The organism is Lentibacter sp., from assembly GCF_965658795.1.
In the GTDB taxonomy this organism is placed as follows: Bacteria; Pseudomonadota; Alphaproteobacteria; order Rhodobacterales; family Rhodobacteraceae; genus Lentibacter.
Map to the genome: position 1 here is coordinate 38,074 of NZ_CBFHTG010000006.1, position 17,606 is coordinate 55,679.

Annotated in this window: 14 protein-coding genes; 6 read left to right on the plus strand and 8 right to left on the minus strand. The window is 59.2% G+C overall.

From position 1 onward, the window contains the following. Nucleotides 1-26 precede the first annotated feature (26 nt). From ACTG3X_RS06075 to ACTG3X_RS06095, 5 genes are all read right to left on the minus strand, one after another. Entirely contained in the window at nucleotides 27-1,439 is a 1,413-nt protein-coding gene (locus ACTG3X_RS06075; RefSeq protein ID WP_439110348.1) for an amidase, read from the minus strand. A 169-nt stretch (nucleotides 1,440-1,608) separates the two neighbouring features. After that, the gene (gene prfB, locus ACTG3X_RS06080; protein ID WP_439110349.1) at nucleotides 1,609-2,736 is read right to left on the minus strand and encodes a peptide chain release factor 2; all 1,128 of its coding nucleotides are present in this window, start codon (nucleotides 2,734-2,736) and stop codon (nucleotides 1,609-1,611) included. 62 nt (nucleotides 2,737-2,798) lie between these two features. Then, entirely contained in the window at nucleotides 2,799-5,315 is a 2,517-nt protein-coding gene (locus ACTG3X_RS06085; protein WP_439110350.1) for a penicillin-binding protein 1A, read from the minus strand. A 118-nt stretch (nucleotides 5,316-5,433) separates the two neighbouring features. After that, on the minus strand, nucleotides 5,434-6,642 hold the full coding sequence (locus ACTG3X_RS06090; RefSeq protein ID WP_439110351.1) for an N-acetylmuramoyl-L-alanine amidase: 1,209 nt from the start codon (nucleotides 6,640-6,642) through the stop codon (nucleotides 5,434-5,436). A 55-nt stretch (nucleotides 6,643-6,697) separates the two neighbouring features. After that, nucleotides 6,698-7,837 carry a pyridoxal phosphate-dependent aminotransferase gene (locus ACTG3X_RS06095; protein WP_439110352.1) on the minus strand — a complete coding sequence of 380 codons (1,140 nt, stop codon included), beginning with the start codon at nucleotides 7,835-7,837 and terminating at the stop codon, nucleotides 6,698-6,700. 54 nt (nucleotides 7,838-7,891) lie between these two features. On the opposite strand from ACTG3X_RS06095, the gene ACTG3X_RS06100 reads away from it, so the two are divergent. From ACTG3X_RS06100 to ACTG3X_RS06110, 3 genes are read left to right on the plus strand one after another with little or no spacing between them, the layout of a single operon-like run. Further along, on the plus strand, nucleotides 7,892-9,220 hold the full coding sequence (locus tag ACTG3X_RS06100) for a M48 family metalloprotease (RefSeq protein WP_439110353.1): 1,329 nt from the start codon (nucleotides 7,892-7,894) through the stop codon (nucleotides 9,218-9,220). A 2-nt stretch (nucleotides 9,221-9,222) separates the two neighbouring features. Further along, complete coding sequence (locus tag ACTG3X_RS06105; RefSeq protein ID WP_439110354.1) at nucleotides 9,223-9,969, plus strand: DsbA family protein; 747 nt, start codon at nucleotides 9,223-9,225, stop codon at nucleotides 9,967-9,969. Beyond that, complete coding sequence (locus ACTG3X_RS06110; RefSeq protein WP_439110355.1) at nucleotides 9,966-10,436, plus strand: disulfide bond formation protein DsbA; 471 nt, start codon at nucleotides 9,966-9,968, stop codon at nucleotides 10,434-10,436. The genes ACTG3X_RS06105 and ACTG3X_RS06110 overlap by 4 nt, the downstream gene beginning before the upstream one ends. Here the strand turns inward: ACTG3X_RS06110 and ispG are convergent. From ispG to hemA, 3 genes are all read right to left on the minus strand, one after another. Beyond that, nucleotides 10,433-11,557: a flavodoxin-dependent (E)-4-hydroxy-3-methylbut-2-enyl-diphosphate synthase gene (ispG, locus tag ACTG3X_RS06115; protein WP_439110356.1), complete on the minus strand. Its 1,125-nt coding sequence runs from the start codon at nucleotides 11,555-11,557 to the stop codon at nucleotides 10,433-10,435. The two genes, ACTG3X_RS06110 and ispG, sit on opposite strands and share 4 nt — an antisense overlap. A gap of 71 nt (nucleotides 11,558-11,628) precedes the next feature. Continuing rightward, nucleotides 11,629-13,191, minus strand: coding sequence for a helix-turn-helix domain-containing protein (locus ACTG3X_RS06120; protein WP_439110357.1), 1,563 nt, complete (start codon nucleotides 13,189-13,191; stop codon nucleotides 11,629-11,631). Between the two features lie 110 nt (nucleotides 13,192-13,301). Continuing rightward, nucleotides 13,302-14,525, minus strand: a complete 1,224-nt coding sequence (hemA, locus tag ACTG3X_RS06125; protein WP_439110358.1) for a 5-aminolevulinate synthase — start codon at nucleotides 14,523-14,525, stop codon at nucleotides 13,302-13,304. 242 nt (nucleotides 14,526-14,767) lie between these two features. Here hemA and ACTG3X_RS06130 point away from each other — a divergent pair, with 242 nt between their 5' ends. The 3 genes from ACTG3X_RS06130 to ACTG3X_RS06140 all read left to right on the plus strand — a co-directional run bounded on the left by ACTG3X_RS06130 (nucleotide 14,768) and on the right by ACTG3X_RS06140 (nucleotide 17,504). Then, nucleotides 14,768-16,147 carry a M20/M25/M40 family metallo-hydrolase gene (locus ACTG3X_RS06130; RefSeq protein WP_439110359.1) on the plus strand — a complete coding sequence of 460 codons (1,380 nt, stop codon included), beginning with the start codon at nucleotides 14,768-14,770 and terminating at the stop codon, nucleotides 16,145-16,147. A 24-nt stretch (nucleotides 16,148-16,171) separates the two neighbouring features. After that, a complete protein-coding gene (locus ACTG3X_RS06135; RefSeq protein ID WP_439110360.1) occupies nucleotides 16,172-16,585 on the plus strand; it encodes a hypothetical protein in 414 nt (137 codons plus the stop codon). Nucleotides 16,586-16,655: 70 nt separating this feature from the next. Further along, complete coding sequence (locus tag ACTG3X_RS06140) at nucleotides 16,656-17,504, plus strand: alpha/beta fold hydrolase (protein ID WP_439110361.1); 849 nt, start codon at nucleotides 16,656-16,658, stop codon at nucleotides 17,502-17,504. Nucleotides 17,505-17,606: the final 102 nt, after the last annotated feature.

Sequence of the window (17,606 nt, forward strand, 5' to 3'; positions counted from 1 at the left end):
CTGTATGGACAGCGGGTGTGGCCCGCTCACGCCACAGGCGGGCACCGCTCAGCATAGCGGTAGGCCTGATGCCACGCCTGCCCAAGCTGCATGAGGGCCGCGTCACTGTCGCGCGGGCCAAAGAGCGAGAGACCTGCAGGCAGACCCGCTGCGCTCAGCTCCATGGGAATGTTGATACATGGCACCCCAAGCAAGCCCACAGGTGTCACGCTCTGCATCCACCTGTGGTAGGTGTCCATCCCCTGCCCTGCGATCTCTTGCGGATAGGTCCACTCCACAGGAAACGGGTAGAGCTGCGTGGTCGGTAGCATGAGGGCATCATAGCGCTCAAAGAGCCGGGCACAGGCTTTGAACCAGTCCGACCTGATCACAGAGGCGCGGTGCACATCCATGGCCGAAAGGGCCAGCCCCCGCTCGATCTCCCAAATGGCCTCGGGCTTGAGCTGGTCGCGCTTGGCGGGGTCGTTGTAAAAGACCGACAGCCCCCCTGCGATGGCCCAGGAACGCAGGGTGATCCAGCTGTCCCAAATGGCCTCCGCCGCAAAGGGCGGTGCAACATGCTCCACAGTGAGGCCAAGCGCCTCAAGCTCGGGAAGCGCTGCCTCTGACTGTGCCAGAAGCCCTGCCTCCATGGCAAATGCGCCCCCCCAATCTCCAAGCCAGCCGATGCGCCGCCCCGCGACAGGGGCATCAATGGGTCCCAGTGTGAGGTCATAGCGCGCGCCGTGAGGCTGACGCGGATCAGCACCCGACTGAACATCAAGCAAGGCGGCCAGATCACGGGGCGTACGCGCCATGGGGCCAAGCGTGGAGAGCTGGTGAAGGAAATTATCCCCCATCGGTTCGGAGGGCACACGGCCATAGGTGGGGCGAAACCCGTAGACGTTGTTCCAAGCGCCCGGATTGCGCAGGCTGCCCATCATATCAGAGCCATCTGCAACAGAGAGCATCCGCGTCGCCAATGCGACAGCGGCCCCGCCAGAAGAACCGCCCGCGCTGCGCGCGAGGTCATAGGGGTTGCGCGTTGCGCCATGCACAGGGTTGAAGGTGTGCGAGCCAAGGCCCCATTCGGGTGTATTGGTCTTGCCAATAATAATGGCCCCTGCTGCGCGCATCCGCGCGACGACAAGATCATCTTTGGGCGCAATTGTCTCTGCAAACATCGGGTTGCCCATAGAGGTTGGCAGCCCTTTGGCATTGGCAAGATCCTTCACCGCAAGCGGAATGCCATGCATCCAGCCTTTGCGGGGGGCAGCATCGGCGGCACGGGCTTCGGCCATCAGCACATCAGCATCGCGCAGTGACACAATCGCGTTCACCTGCGGGTTCACCGTCTCGATCTGGGCCAAGGTGGCTTGCATCAGCTCGGCGGCGCTGAGCTGGCCCTCGGCTATCGCCTGTGACTGATCCAGCGCTGTCATATTGGTGATGTTGCTCATGGTGGCGTCCCTGCAATGTGTTTTGCATATGCTGGCGCGCCTTTGAGGGCGGCGCAAGGGCGCATATCAGGTTTCGCCGCTGGCGTCGCCAGACCCGAGCTGTCGGGGGCACCGCCCCCGAGGTCTTCTTGAGCAGACGCCACCTCTGGGCGCCCGCGTAAAGAGCTGCTTAGCTGTCGCCCTGCGCCTCGGAGCGGGACTTGCCAGACACATTCATTGCCAAGGTCGCAGCCATAAGCCCGTCAAGATCACCATCCAGAACACCTTTGGTGTCGGAGGTCTCGAAGTTTGTGCGCAGGTCTTTGACCATTTGATAGGGCTGCAAAACATAAGAGCGGATCTGGTTGCCCCAGCCTGCATCGCCTTTGTTCTCGTGCATTTCGTTGACGGCGGCGTTGCGACGGTCAAGCTCCATTTGGTAGAGGCGTGATTTCAGCGCTTTCATGGCGATGTCTCGGTTCTGGTGCTGGGATTTCTCCGAGCTTGTCACAACGATACCTGTGGGCGCGTGGGTGATACGCACGGCAGAATCGGTCGTGTTGACGTGCTGGCCACCCGCCCCTGAGGAGCGGTAGGTGTCGATGCGGATATCTGCGGGGTTCACCTCGATCTCGATGTTGTCATCAACCACGGGGTAGACGCCGACAGAGGTAAAGGAAGTGTGGCGCTTGGCGGCGCTATCAAACGGGCTGATGCGCACGAGGCGGTGCACACCGCTTTCAGACTTGAGCCAGCCGTAAGCATTGTGACCCGAGATTTTGTAGGTGGCGGATTTGATGCCTGCTTCTTCGCCCTGAGACTCGGACTGAAGCTCGACTTTGTAGCCCTTTTTCTCGGCCCAGCGGACATACATCCGCGCCAGCATGCTGGCCCAATCGCAGCTTTCGGTGCCACCAGCCCCGGAATTTATCTCAAGGAAGGTGTCGTTGCTATCGGCCTCGCCACTCAAGAGCGCTTCGAGCTCTTTGGCAGCGGCTGTTGTCTTCAAGCTTTTCAGCGCGGTTTCAGCCTCTGCGATGACTTCGGCATCATCTTCCATTTCGCCCAGCTCGATCAGCTCGACATTGTCTGCCAAATCGCCTGCGATGGTGTCATAGCTTTCCATCGCGTCAACGAGCGCCTGACGCTCGCGCATGAGCTTCTGGGCTTTTTCAGGATCGTCCCAGAGCGTAGGATCTTCCACGCGGGCGTTGAACTCTTCGAGCCTGTGGGTCGCGGTCTCACGATCCATCCGCTGGGCCAGAAGCTCCAGTGACTTTTCGATCTCGGCAACAACGCTCTGGATTTCTGCGCGCATGGGTCTTCCTTAGGTGGTGTTTCAGGGCCGACTGATAGCGCAGCTCCCGCGCGGCGGCAAGCTTAGTAGAGGCCGCCCGTGCTCAGCGTGCCAAAGCCGGCTTTGGGGCCGACAACCGCCTTTTTGCCTGTCGATGTTGTGACTTGCTTGGCAGCGCCGCTTTCGCGCACAAGCGGAAGATTTTCGCCCATGGCAAAGCCACCATCAAACATGATGCCAAATTCGATTTGCTCGCCTTCGCGGAAACATTCGATCACCACGTGATCGCCCTCGGCGCTGTCGGAGAGGCGCGCCCCTGTGAAGCGGTCAATCTTGATGAACTCGCATTCTTTGGGCGCGCGGAACTTGCCTGCGCCATATTTCTGGATGGCTTTGGACATAAAGCGCTGGAACACAGGGCCGCACATGCCGCCCCCTGACGCGCCCGAGCCGAGCGAGCGCGGGTTGTCATAACCGATGTAGCAGCCTGCCACGATATTGTTGGTGAAGCCGATGAACCAGACATCTTTGGAGTCATTGGTTGTGCCTGTCTTGCCAGCCACGGGCACACCGAGGTTCACGTGTTTGCTGGCTGTGCCCCGGCTGACCACGCCTGTCATCATGGAGGTGAGCTGGTAGGCGGTGACCGCATTCATGACGCGCTCGCGGTTGTTCACGATGCTTGGGCTTTGGTCGCGCGCAATGGTGGGGCTGTCACAGTCAACGCAGATGCGTTCGTCGTGGCGGTAGACAGTCTTGCCGTAGCGGTCTTGCACACGGTCAATCAGTGTCGGCTCAACACGCTGGCCGCCGTTGGCAAACATCGCATAGGCGGAGACCATTTTGTAGAGCGTGGATTCTTGTGAGCCCAAAGAGTTGGCCAGAAAGCGCCCCATATGATCATAGACACCGAAGCGCTCGGCATAGTCCCCCACAACATCCATGCCCACTTCTTCGGCCAGACGGATGGTCATCAGGTTGCGCGACTGTTCGATCCCTGTGCGCAGTGGCGTGGGGCCGTAGTAGCGGTTTGAGGCGTTCTTGGGCCGCCAGAGACCTTGGGGGGTGTTGATCTCGATGGGCGCGTCGACAACGATTGTTGCGGGCGAATAGCCGCTATCAAGCGCTGAAGCATAGACGAACGGCTTGAAAGACGAGCCTGGCTGGCGCTGTGCCTGTGTGGCGCGGTTGAAAACCGAATGCTGGTAGGAAAAGCCCCCCTGCATCGCGATCACACGGCCTGTGTTCACATCCATCGCCATAAAGCCGCCTTGCACTTGCGGCACCTGACGCAGCGTCCAGCGGATAAAGTCGCCTGCGCCTGCATCCCCCGTTGTCATGCGACGCACATGGACGACATCGCCAAGCTTGAAATTGTCGGTAAAGCTGCCTTTGAGCCACGAAATATCTTTGCGGGGCACAACAAATGGCTCGGCCTCTGTCTCTTCTACCCCGTCAATTCCGATGCGCATCGCCTGATCGCCGATCTCCAGAACAACCGCAGGGAACCAGTGGCTCTCAAGGTTGATGTCACGGGGGACATTCGCATTTGCCAAAGCCGCGCGCCACGCCTCCTCCGATCCGAGCTGATCTGCAGCAATGGTCACATCTGTGCCGCGCCAGCGGCCACGGTTGCGGTCATATTGCTCAAGCTGGAGCTGAAGCGCTGTCGCGGCAATCGCTTGCATCTCGGGGTCGATGGTGGCGCGCACAGTCATACCACCGCTGAAAAACTCTTCCTCACCAAAGTCTTTTGAAAGCTGGCGGCGAATTTCGTCGGTAAAATAGTCCCGTGGCGGCAGGCTGTCTTTGAAGGGCTCAAAATCACCGTTCTGGACAGAGCGCAGCGGCAGCGCGCGCTCGGATTGGTACATGGCCTCGGTGATATAGCCGTTTTCGAACATCTCTTTCAGAACAAAGTTGCGGCGTTGCAGAACGCGCTCTTTGTTGCGCACAGGGTGAAAGCGCCCCGGCGCTTTGGGCATGGACGCCAGAGTGGCCGCCTCATGCGGAGCAAGCTCGCCCAGAGTTTTGTTGAAGTAAGCCTGCGACGCAGCCGTCACGCCAAAGGAGTTCTGACCCAGAAAAATCTCGTTGAGATAGAGCTCGAGAATGCGTTCCTTGTCCAAGGTTTCCTCAAGCCGTGTGGCGAGGATGATTTCCTTGATTTTGCGCTCTGCGCGGCGGTCGGCAGACAAGAGAAAGTTTTTCACCACTTGCTGGGTGATGGTCGAGGCACCGCGCACGCCGCCCCCCTGTATGGCATCAACCGCCGCAGAGGCGATACCGCGGGTGTCATAGCCTTGGTGCACATAAAAATTCTTGTCTTCTGCGCTGATAAAGGCGTGTTTGATCAGATCAGGGATCTCTTCGGCAGGGGTAAACAGGCGGCGTTCGCGCGCAAACTCGTCAAGCATACGCCCCTCACCCGAGTAGATACGGCTGATCGTGGGCGGCTGATATTGCGACAGGCTCTCGTGGCTCGGCAGGTCACGGCCATAGATATAAAAGATCGCCCCGATAGACAGCGCCACAGCCATAAGACCGAGGGTTATCAGGCTGAAGAGCCCACCAAGTACTGAGAACAAGAATCTTAACACGTTTTTCCCCTGAAGCGCACCACAAGCCTATACGCCCAAGGCGCGCCGAGGTCAAAATCAACTGGTGGTGAGATTAGGCTGGTTTTCGCCCGTTTTTGAAAAGCGGTGCCGTAGCTGATCATTGGCGCACAACGCCTCTGACCGCCTCATCCGCAATGATCCAGGCTTGAATACCGTCGCGCAGGCCTTCGGCCATGCTGCGGCGCCACGCGTCATTGGTGATATTGGCAAAGTCACGTTCGCTTGAGAGAAAGCCGATTTCCAACAGAACGGATGGAATATCTGCGGCCTTGAGCACCGAAAAGGCAGCGGCGCGATACGGGCGGCGGTTGAGTGGCGCGCCTTTGCTTTCAAGCCCGCCCATGAGGGCGCGGGCCAGCCGCTTTGTGCGCGGCTCTGTCTCTTGGCGCGCCAAGTCAAGCAGCACATCGGCCACCACATCATCTTGCCCGCTCAGATCGGTGCCTGACAGCAGATCGGCGCGATCATGACGCTCGGCCAAAAGCTGCGAGGCCTCATCGGTCGCATCATCTGCCAGCGTGTGCACGGTCGCGCCGTGGGCGCGCCCCTCGGCCAGAGCATCGGCATGAAGCGAGATAAAGAGATCAGCCCCCGCCTGATGGGCCATCGCCACGCGCCGCTCAAGCGAAACAAAGCTGTCATCTGTGCGCGTCAACAACACATCAACCGTGCCAAGGCGGCCCAGCTCTTCGGCGATTTCGCGTGCGAAGGTCAGCATCAGCTCTTTCTCGGTCTGCCCGTCGCGTGACGCCCCCGGATCGATCCCGCCATGCCCCGGATCAAGCACCACAAGCACACGGTCATCCAGCTTTTTGGGGAGCGCCGCCAGCGCCTCGGGCCATGCATCGCCCTTGGGCGGGCCTGAGCGCGCGGCAAAGTCGGCGGCTGTGGTTCTGGTCATTGCGACAGTGAGGGTGGCCTGCCCTGTATCCGGGTTGCGGCTCATTTCGGCGGTGGTGATGGCGAAGGGCGCGTCAAGATCGGCCACCATACGCGACCAGCCGGGGCGAAACCCGCCAAAGCGCATATCTGTTACGCCTCTTGCGCTCGTCACGGCCGCGCTATCAACACCGGCCCAATCCACCTCGCGAAAATCCAGCACAAGGCGCGTTGGGGTGTCGAGCGTATAGACGCGGTAAGGCACCGCTTGGCTCAGGTTGAGCGTAAGGGTCAGAGCTGCGCCGCGTGCAGAAAACCCACTGCCCGCAGCCTCGTAGCGCGCAAGGCCGCTCAGCGTCTGCGCATGTAGCACTGCGCCCGAAAAGAGCGCTATGCAAAGGGTTAGGGCTGCGAAAAACCTACTCATGACCGCCTATTTATTTTTGCCAATACTAGCGGCAAAGCCTGCCTCAGGAAAGACGCTATTGCGCGAAATAGGCTTTGAGGCGCAGAAGGCCTTCGCGGATCTCATCTGTGGACCGTGCATAAGACAGGCGCAGCGTGGTATGGCCACGCACGGGGTCAAAATCCATCCCCGGTGTGACGGCGACGCCCGCTTTGGCCAGAATATCTGACGCCAATGCGCGGCTGTCCTGAGTGATATGGCTGACATCGACATAGATATAGAAGGCGCCATCGGGCGGTGCAAAATTGCTCAGGCCGATTTTGGGCAACTCATCAATCATCATGGCGCGGTTGGCGGTGTAAACCTCCATGTTGGCGTCCAGCTCGTCTGTGCACTCAAATGCGGCCAAAGCGGCAACCTGACTGGCATGTGGCGCGCAGATAAACATGTTTTGTGCCAGCCGCTCGATCAGGCGGACGTGGTCTTGAGGCACAACCATCCAGCCAATGCGCCAGCCTGTCATGGAGAAATACTTGGAGAACGAATTGATGACATAGCAGTCATCGGTCAGCTCGAGCGCCGAAACCGCCTCGCCTTCATATTCGATGCCTTGATAGATTTCGTCTGAAATGAAGCTCGTGCCCGCAGCTTGGCAGGCCTCAATCAACTCTTGCATCGCTGTACTGCTAAGCATTGTCCCTGAGGGATTGGCAGGTGAGGCAACAAGCAACCCGTCAAGCCCCTGCCCCGCAAAGTCGCTTGGCACGGGCTGGAAGCGGTTTTCTGCCGAGGTGGGCAGACCGATGGGCGCCACATCCAGCGCCTTGAGGATCTGGCGGTAGCTCGGATACCCCGGCTCGCCAAGACCGACACGCGCGCCCGCATCAAAGAGAGCTGTGAACGCAAGGATAAACGCGCCCGAGGAGCCGGAGGTGACAATCACCCGCTCGGGGCTGAGCGAGACGCCGTGTTTGTCCTTGTAATGCTGGGCAATGCGCGCGCGCAGCGCAGGCAAACCAAGCGCAACAGAATAGCCAAGGGCTGAGTTTTCCATCTCCTCAGCAAGGTGGTCACGCGCACCTTTGGGGGCGGCTGTGCCCGGCTGGCCCACTTCCATATGAATGATCGAGCGGCCCGCAGCTTCGGCGGCCCGTGCTTCTTCCATGACATCCATCACAATAAAGGGATCGACCGCGCCGCGCCTTGAAACTCGCATGATTTTGCTCCTACTCTCTTGCAGTGCTTTCTACGGGGTCAAACGGTGAGGTCAATGCAAAGCGGTTTTAAAGCCACGCTCCTTGCAGCGCTGATGTGGGTGCTCGCAGCGCCCGCGTTTGCGGCCTCGCTTTTGCGAGATCCTGATATTGAGCACAGCCTCAAACAGCTCGCCACCCCCGTGCTCAACGCTGCGGGCCTGCCTGCGGGGCGGATGCAAGTGTTGGTGGTCGATGACAGCACGCTCAATGCCTTTGTGATTGACCGCGACCATATCTTTATCCACGCGGGGCTGCTGCTCAAACTCACGACGGCAGAGCAGCTGCAATCGGTGATCGCTCATGAGGCGGCCCATATTGCAAATGGCCATATTGCGCGCAGAACCGCCAATGCCCGCGCATCACAGAACCTCGCCGCCTTCGGGCTGGCCCTGGCAGCCGCCGCAGCGGCCACGGGCAACCCGAATGCAGGTGTCGCCATCGGCATCGGTATGCAAAGCTCTGCGCAGCGCTCGTTTTTTGGCCATACCCGCGCCGAAGAAGCCTCGGCAGATCAATCCGCGATCCGCTACCTGACCCGCGCAGGCGTTGACCCACGAGGCTCTGTCGACGTGATGGAGATTTTCTCGGGCCAGGAGCTGCTGAGCGCAGGGCGCCAAGACCCGTATGCACGCTCACACCCGCTGTCACGGGACCGCCTGCGCGCCATGCAGGCCGCAGCTGGCGCCTATGAGGGCCGCTTTACCGCCGATCCGACGGCAAACTACTGGTTTGAGCGCGCGCGTGGCAAGCTTGGCGCATTTTACCGCGCCCCAAAATGGACCCTGCGCCGCGCAGGAGACAGCGGCCACAAAGACATAGAACTGATGCGCAAAGCCGTGGCGTGGCACCGCTCGGGCAAAGGAGATGAGGCACTCAAGGCTATGAACAGCCTCATAAAAGCGGCCCCGAATGACCCGTTTTTACACGAGCTTCACGGCCAGATTTTGCTGGAGCGCCGTCAGATACAGGCGGCACTTGGCGCTTATGGACGGGCTGTCAAACTGGCCCCGCGCAATGCGCTGATTGTTGGCCAGTATGGCCATGCCCTGCTCGTTTCGGGCAACCCGAAGGCTGCGTTGCCACATCTGGAACGCTCAGCAAACCTTGAGCGGCGCGACGCGCGGGTCTTGCGCGACCTTGGCGGAGCTTATGCCCAACTGGGCAACACCGGAATGGCCTCGCTTCTCACATCCGAACGCTACGCCCTGCAGGGGCGGCCCAAGGATGCTCTCATTCACGCCAAGCGCGCGCTTGGCCTCCTCAACCAAGGCTCACCCGGTTGGCAACGGGCGCAAGATGTGCTCTTAGCCAGTGAAGCCGCACTGAATTCACGGAGTAAATAAGTATGAAATCCACGACAGCCCTCGCCCTTGCGGCCAGCCTGATGGCAAGCCCGCTCGCCGCATTTGACCTCAACGATATGAGCACAGACGAACGCGCCGCTTTTCAGCAGGAAATCCGCGCCTATCTGCTTGAAAATCCTGAGGTTATCATGGAGGCCGTGGCCGTGCTCGAAGAGCGCCAAGCCAACGCGCAAGCCCAAAATGACTCAAGCCTTGTGCAGGTCAACAGCGAAGCACTTTTTGCTGACCCCAACTCATATGTTGGCGGCAACCCCGAAGGCGACGTGACGCTGGTTGAATTTGTCGACTACCGGTGCGGCTATTGCCGCAAAGCCCATGACGAAGTTGCCCAGCTGATTGAAGCCGATGGCAACATCCGCTTCATCGTCAAGGAATTCCCGATTTTGGGTGAAGCCTCTGAAATCTCTTCGCGCTTTGCGATTGCCACCAAGATGATGGCGGGCGACGAGGCTTATAAACAGGCGTCAGACACGCTGATCGCCCTGAAATCAGGCGTTGAAGAGCCCGTGCTGCGGGCTCTGGCAGACTCGCTTGGCCTTGATGGCGATGCGCTTCTGCTCAAAATGGCCAGTGACGAAGTGACCAATGTTATCGCGGAAAACCGCGCGCTTGGGCAGCGCCTCGCGATCTCTGGCACACCGACCTTTGTGATGGGGGATCAGGTGTTGCGCGGCTACATGCCACTGGCGCAAATGCAAGACTTCGCTGAAGCCATCCGCGCCCAATGAGGCGGCTGGCTGTCGCAACGGCTCTGCTGCTGGCAGCGCCTGCTTTGGCCGAAACAGACTTTAGGGCGCTTTCCGAGGGAGAGCGCCTTTTGCTTGGGGCCGAGCTGCGCGCTGTGCTGCGCGCCCACCCCGAGATTGTCGAGCGTGCGCTCACGCCCTCGCTTTATGAAGACGATATCGCCTCTGACCTAGCGCTGATTGCGCGCCATGCAGACAGGCTCTTTGCAGGCCATGACGTGGCTTTGTTTGTGGAGGACAGCTGCGCCGACTGTGACCGCGCCGCCAAAGAGCTTCAGGACCTCGCGCGCGCACGCGGACTGAGCGTAAACATCGTTTCGCCTGATGCGGCACCAGACATTGCAGAAGACTTACAGATCGACACCCTGCCCTTTTATGTCCTGCCTGAGGTCATGCTGCGCGGGGCAATGCCAGCGCATGTCTTGGGCCGTTTTCTGGACAAGCTCTAGGCGTCGCTCTCGGCTGCGTCGATTTCAGCGGCGCGCTTTTCCACCAACTCAACGATATGATCAACCATATCATAGTCACCCAGTTTGTGATCTTGCTTGCCTGCGACATAGACCATGCCTGTTCCCGCGCCTGATCCGCCACCTGTGAAGCCCACATCTGTCATAAGCGCTTCGCCTGGGCCGTTCACAACACATCCGATGATCGAGAGGCTCATGGGCGTTTTGATATGCTCAAGGCGCTTCTCGAGCGCTTCGACTGTTTTAATCACGTCAAACCCCTGCCGCGCACAGGACGGACACGAGATGATATTGACACCACGGTGCCGCAGGCCAAGCGACTTGAGGATCTCATAGCCCACCTTCACCTCTTCGACAGGGTCAGCGGACAAAGACACGCGGATCGTGTCGCCGATCCCCATCCAGAGCAGGTTGCCCATGCCGATGGACGATTTGATGGTGCCTGATGTCAGCCCCCCTGCCTCGGTGATCCCGAGGTGGATGGGCGCGTCTGTGGCCTCGGCAAGCTGCTGATAGGCCGCGGCCGCCATGAAGACATCGGAGGCTTTGACCGATATCTTGAATTCGTGAAAATCATGGTCTTGCAGGATTTTGATATGATCGAGACCCGACTCCACCATAGCGTCGGGGCAAGGCTCGCCGTATTTGTCGAGCAAGTGGCGCTCAAGACTGCCAGCATTGACGCCGATGCGGATTGAGCAGTTGTGATCGCGCGCCGCGCGGATCACTTCGGCGACGCGCTTTTCATCGCCGATATTGCCCGGGTTGATCCGCAGGCAAGCCGCGCCCGCCTCGGCGGCCTCGATCCCGCGTTTGTAGTGAAAATGGATGTCGGCGACGATGGGCACAGGGCTTTCACGCACGATCTCTTTCAGCGCTTTGGCACTGTCCTCGTCAGGCACAGAAACACGCACAATATCCGCGCCTGCTTCTGCCACCGCCTGCACCTGCGCGATGGTGGCGCGGGCGTCGGTTGTGAGCGTGTTTGTCATTGTCTGGACAGAGATTGGCGCATCGCCCCCAACCGGCACATTGCCAACCATAATCTGGCGGCTTTTGCGGCGGTAAATGTTCCGCCACGGGCGAATAGGATTCAGCGACATGTCTGCCTCACAATTTGAAAGCTCGGTTATGTGTCACATAAGGAGAAAGACAGCGCTCTGCAATGCGGCGCTTAGTCGGTGAGCACACCAAAAGCACCTTCGGCATCCAGCTGGGCAACGGCACGGGCCAAAGGCTCGTTTACTTCCCAGTCGGCAATGCCAAGCTCTGCTGTGACGGTCTCGGCTGTGAGCTTGAGGTTGTCGGCCACAGCGCCACGCGCGCCGTAAGGGCCATAGGTCTTGCCATTGGCGGCAAAATAGACCGCCCCTGCATCCCCTGCCCGGATGGTCGCAGGCTCTGTTGTTTGGGGCACTGTGTAAAAGTCACCGGGCTGCATGACCGCTTCGTGGAGGATCGTCCCGCTTGCGGCGCGTACACGCAGCCAGACTTCGCGCGTTGCGATGACGGTCACAACATCTTGTTGTTGTTCAAACACTTGAGGCACAGCAGCTGTCTGTATCGGCACCGTTGCACCCAAATCTGCCAAGACGCTCGTCAGGTCTGTGTCGCGCGCTGTGTTGGCTTCGGGCAGTGCCGCCGCCAAGTCTGTGGCTGCCAGAGAAAAGTCTTCTGTTATTGCGCCGCGCGGGCCTGTTGGGCCAAGCGCTTTGCCGTTTACGAGGTAGTAGATCGAGCCGCTCTCACCCACGCGGATAGATGGCGCAGCGCCCTCTGGCGACTGTGGCACATCAAAGGTCGCACCCGCATCAAGGATACCGCTGAAGAGCGTTTCACCGTCTGCGCTGCTGATCCTGATCCAAGCCGGGCGCGCGGCCACAACCTGAACACCCTCAGACAGATTGGCCGCAAGGGCATCACCTGCCCCAAAAGACGGCGCAGTCCCGGCTTCGGGCAAACGTGCAAACGTGCCGAGCTCTTCGGGACGCAATGTCGAGATGGGCGCATCACGCGCCACCAAGACAGGCACATCAAGCGCCTGCGGACGATAGAGCCTGTCAAAGCCGTCAGACGCGGCTGTCATTTCAGGGCTCTCCTGCGCAAGCGCAGGGCCAATGTTTTGTTGTGCCTGCTCAAGCGGGTCAAGATCGGCCAGCACATCTGGCGTATTCTCAACGGGCGCTAGCTGCACGCGCTGCACTTCGTTCAACACAGTCCAGCCGCCAAAGCCGAGCGCTGCGACGAGCGCCACAAGCACAAGAAGCGACCCGACAGCGCCCGGCTCGATCCGAGAAAACACCGTTTCGGCACCGGGTGCAAAAGGCGTTGCGCCATCAAACATGGGGTCGCCCTGCTCACGCTTCTTTTGTTTGCCCTGCAAGGCATCCTTACGCACTGATGAGGCTGCCTCGGACATACCATGCGCTGTTGTGAAGCCGCTCTCGGCACAAAAGGCCGCAAAAGCGCGGTCAGGGTCCATACCAAGATAGCGCGCATAAGAGCGCACATAGCCTGCAATAAATCCTGGAGTGTCAAAAGCATGAGGATCGGCATTTTCGATCGCAGCGATGTAGTTCGCCTTGATCCGCAATTCGCGCTGCACATCGAGCAAAGATTTGCCCATGGTCGCCCGCTCACCGCGCATCAAGTCGCCCAACCGCAATTCAAAATCGTCAAACCAACGCGGTTCGGCGTTTTCGTTTGCATCGCTGCGCTTGTTTTTGCGCCTGATCATGCGTGCTGCCCCTGTCGCTCGTAGCGAATCGTACTGCGAATGCAGCACTCTGCCCATTTAATTGTTAAAACTTTACCACATAACAAGTCAGTTTACGAGAAACAGTGCGTTTACCCCGCCAACTCGGCACGATTCAGCGCACAATGCGACCAAAGTTCATCCATCGCGTTGATCAGCTTGTCCATTTCCTCAGGCCCATGCACGGGCGATGGCGTAAAGCGCAACCGCTCTGTGCCGCGCGGAACAGTCGGAAAGTTGATGGGCTGCGCATAGATTCCATAGTGCTCAAGAAGCATATCAGACAGCGCTTTTGTATGCACAGGGTCGCCCACCATGACAGGCACAATATGGCTACCATGATCAATGATCGGCAAGCCCATACCTTTGAGGCGCAGCTTGAGCTTCGCGGCCTGCTCTTGATGCTTGGCGCGCAAGCCTTTGTCGCGCTTCAGATGCGCCACAGAAGCCGCCGCGCCCGCAGCAACGGCGGGTGGCAAGGATGTCGTAAAAATGAAGCCCGGGGCGTAAGAGCGGATCGCGTCGCACATCTTGTGGCTGGCTGCGATGTAGCCGCCCATAACCCCGTAAGCCTTGGCCAACGTTCCGTTGATGATGTCGATGCGGTGCATCAAGCGCTCCTGTTCGGCCACACCTGCCCCGCGCGGGCCGTACATGCCCACGGCATGTACTTCGTCGATATAGGTGAGCGCGCCGAATTCGTCGGCAAGGTCGCAGAGCTCTTTGATCGGGCCAAAGTCGCCATCCATCGAGTAGATTGATTCGAAGGCAATCAGCTTCGGGGCAGCGGGGTCATCGGCCTCAAGAAGCTCGCGCAGATGCGCCAGATCATTGTGGCGGAAGATGCGCTTGGCCCCGCCATTGCGGCGCACACCTTCGATCATCGACGCGTGGTTGAGCGCATCCGAATAGATGATGAGACCGGGGAAAAGCTTGGGCAGCGTGCTGAGCGTTGCGTCATTTGCGATATAGGCCGAGGTGAAGAGCAACGCTGATTCTTTGCCGTGCAAATCAGCCAGCTCCGCCTCAAGGCGCTTGTGATAAACTGTGGTGCCAGAGATGTTGCGCGTGCCGCCAGAGCCTGCGCCTGTTGCTTCAATCGCCTCATGCATCGCCTCAAGCACAGCAGGGTGCTGGCCCATGCCGAGGTAGTCGTTGCCGCACCACACAGTGATAGGTGCTTCTGTGCCATCAGGCTTGCGCCATGTGGCATGCGGGAATTGCCCGTTCTTGCGCTCGATGTCGATGAAGGTTCTGTAGCGGCCTTCATCGTGCAGTTTTGTTAGCGCTTCGTCGAGCTTGGCAGAATAATCCACGCGCGATCCCCTCTTGGTCTTTAGACTTTTACGTTCAGCGGCTTTGAGCAAACACCCGAATTCACAATACTGAATATCTTTACTCGGCGCTACCCTCAAGCGACAGGCTACATTTTGCCGCGTGCTGCTTATTTGACCCAGATCAATAAAACCAGCGTTTCTGTTACATCTTTTCTCGTCTGGACATTACTGCGCCCGCAGTTACCCTCGACTTAACTTCAAACAGACCAAGGACCGCCCCCATGACATTGCAAGCTGTTCTCGACCAGATCGAAACCAATATGCCTGCTGCAACCGACCGCTTGCTAAAGCTGTTGCGCATCCCGTCTGTCTCGACAGACCCGGCCTATGCGGCCCATTGCGACACGGCCGCCGACTGGCTGGTGGCCGATCTTGAAAGCATCGGTGTGACCGTGAGCAAGCGGCCAACGCCGGGCCACCCCATGGTGGTGGGCCATGTGGAGGGCGACGGGCCACATATCTTGTTTTACGGCCATTACGATGTTCAGCCCGTTGACCCCATCGAACTCTGGGAGCGCGACCCGTTTGACCCCGCCATTGAAGACACCGCCAAAGGCCCTGTCATCCGCGGGCGCGGCTCGTCTGATGACAAGGGCCAGTTGATGACATTTGTTGAAGCCTGCCGCGCGTGGAAAGAGGTCCACGGCAGCCTGCCCTGCCGCATCACCTTCTTCTTTGAGGGCGAAGAAGAAAGCGGCTCGCCCTCGCTCATCCCCTTCATGAAAGAGAACGCAGACGAGCTGACATCCGACATCGCCCTCATTTGTGACACGGGCCTCTTCGAGAGCCGCGTGCCCGCGATCATCACCATGCTGCGCGGCCTTGCGGGGCTTGAGGTCGAGATCACGGGCCCAGACCGTGACCTGCACTCCGGCATGTATGGCGGCCTTGTGCGCAACCCCCTGCATGTCATGTCAGCCCTTATTGCAGGCTTGCACGACGAAACAGGTCGCGTGACGCTTGAGGGGTTTTATGATGATGTCCCCGAACTCTCCGATGACATTCGCGCCCAATGGCAATCCCTGAGCTTTGACCATGCCACATTCCTCTCAGACATCGGCCTGACAGAGCAAGGCGGCGAAGTGGATCGCACACCGCTGGAAAAGCTCTGGTCGCGCCCCACCTGCGAGGTCAACGGCCTCTGGGGGGGCTACACGGGCGATGGTTCAAAAACTGTTTTGCCCAGCAAGGCGCATGCCAAATTCACCTTCCGCCTTGTGGGCCAGCAAGACCCCGCCAAGATCGTCGCGGCGCTCAAGGCCTATGTCGAGGCCAACGTGCCGGCCGACTACAAGGTCAGCTACAAAGGCGACAAAGGCGCGCCCGCTGCGCAGATGTCTGTCTCCCACCCCGCATTCGAGCAGGCGCGCAAAGCTCTGTCAGACGAATGGCCCGATGCCGCCGCCTATGTGGGCTGTGGCGGGTCGATCCCGATTGCCGGCTTCTTCAAGGACATCCTCGGCACAGATGCCATGCTCATCGGCTTTGGCAAGGATGACGACCAGATCCACTCCCCCAACGAGAAGTATGACGTGGAGAGCTTCACCAAAGGCATCCGCTCTTGGGCGCGTATCTTGGACGAAATGACCCGAAAAGCCTGAACACCAACCAGAAAGGGAACTCTTATGTCCATTTTGCCTTTGCCCATCGAAGAAAGCGTTGACGAGATCATCTCCAACCTTGATCTCGTGTTTGATGCCTCAGCTCCCCTCGCAACGGGCCGCCAGATCCTGATTGTGCGCACCGCACAGCTTTTCACTGCAGGGCATCTTTCAAACGGCAAAGCAGGCAGTCAGGGCTACATACGCTTCCTCGGCTCGCCCTCGCCATCTTCCGAGGTAACCAACGGATATATCAGGTTCGTCACGCCCGACGCTGTGCGCACACCGACGTATTCGGCGGAACGCACCCAAATCAATATCTGGGTCGACCAGGCGTATTTGCCTATGACACTTGCGCAGCTTTCACATTCCGAACGCTATCTCTGGATTGGTTTTTTCGGCGCCCATACCTACGGCGACTTGCATTCAATGCAGTAAACCTCTGTAGCAAATCCGCGCCAATTTTAGCACGGCTGACCGCACCCCACCCTTCAAAACAGGAGCCTGAATGGCCAAAGCGCAGGTAAACGGACAGACAATCTCTTATGATGTGCAGGGAAGCGGGCCACCGCTGCTCTTACTGCATGGGTTTCCCCAAACCCGCGCGATGTGGGCACGGGTTGCACCTGTGCTGGCTGAGAGCTTCACCGTTATAACAGCCGATCTGCGCGGCTACGGCGACTCGTCCAAGCCTGAAGGCGTCGCGGCCTATTCTTTCCGCGAAATGGGCCGCGATATGCTGGAGCTTATGGCGCATCTTGGCCATGAGCGCTTCGCCCTGGCAGGCCACGACCGTGGCGCGCGTACGGCACACCGGATGGCGCTGGATGCGCCCGAAAGCCTCACGCAGATCGCGCTGCTCGATATCATCCCGACCCATCTTTTGCTGAACAAACTCACCACACAGGTGGCAAAAGCCTACTATCACTGGTTCTTCCTCGCCCAGCCCGCGCCTTTCCCCGAAACACTCATCGGCCATGACCCTGATCACTATTTTGAAAGCTGCCTGACAGGCTGGGGGTCAAACGTGCTCGCAGATTTTGCACCAGAACAGCTTGCCGCCTACCGCGAAAGCTGGCGCAGGCCCGAGACAATCAGCGCCATGTGCAACGATTACCGCGCCGCCCTTGAGTATGACTTTATACTCGATGAAGCCGACCTTGGCCGCCAGCTACCGATCCCTGCGCTCATCCTTTATGGTGCCGACGGGCCTATGGCCAAAGCCTACGACATCCCTGCAACATGGCAGCCCCATTTTGCCAACATCACAAGCCAGCCCATGGCCGGCGGGCACTTTTTCCCCGACACAGCCCCCGCCGACACAGCGCAAGCGCTCTTGTCTTTCTTTTTGCCTTAAATATCCTGGGGGTAGACTGCAAAACCTCCTGGTTTTGCGGTCAGGGGGCAAAGCCCCCTGCTCAAAAATCCTGTGTGCCGCAGGCACGCTTTCGGATCAGCG

Coding starts and splice junctions, on each gene's coding strand:
- ACTG3X_RS06075 (WP_439110348.1), bottom strand. CDS start 1,439: ATGAGCAACATCACCAATATGACAGCGCTGGATCAGTCACAGGCGATA.
- prfB (WP_439110349.1), bottom strand. CDS start 2,736: ATGCGCGCAGAAATCCAGAGCGTTGTTGCCGAGATCGAAAAGTCACTG.
- ACTG3X_RS06090 (WP_439110351.1), bottom strand. CDS start 6,642: ATGAGTAGGTTTTTCGCAGCCCTAACCCTTTGCATAGCGCTCTTTTCG.
- ACTG3X_RS06095 (WP_439110352.1), bottom strand. CDS start 7,837: ATGCGAGTTTCAAGGCGCGGCGCGGTCGATCCCTTTATTGTGATGGAT.
- ACTG3X_RS06100 (WP_439110353.1), top strand. CDS start 7,892: ATGCAAAGCGGTTTTAAAGCCACGCTCCTTGCAGCGCTGATGTGGGTG.
- ACTG3X_RS06105 (WP_439110354.1), top strand. CDS start 9,223: ATGAAATCCACGACAGCCCTCGCCCTTGCGGCCAGCCTGATGGCAAGC.
- ACTG3X_RS06110 (WP_439110355.1), top strand. CDS start 9,966: ATGAGGCGGCTGGCTGTCGCAACGGCTCTGCTGCTGGCAGCGCCTGCT.
- ispG (WP_439110356.1), bottom strand. CDS start 11,557: ATGTCGCTGAATCCTATTCGCCCGTGGCGGAACATTTACCGCCGCAAA.
- ACTG3X_RS06120 (WP_439110357.1), bottom strand. CDS start 13,191: ATGATCAGGCGCAAAAACAAGCGCAGCGATGCAAACGAAAACGCCGAA.
- ACTG3X_RS06130 (WP_439110359.1), top strand. CDS start 14,768: ATGACATTGCAAGCTGTTCTCGACCAGATCGAAACCAATATGCCTGCT.
- ACTG3X_RS06135 (WP_439110360.1), top strand. CDS start 16,172: ATGTCCATTTTGCCTTTGCCCATCGAAGAAAGCGTTGACGAGATCATC.
- ACTG3X_RS06140 (WP_439110361.1), top strand. CDS start 16,656: ATGGCCAAAGCGCAGGTAAACGGACAGACAATCTCTTATGATGTGCAG.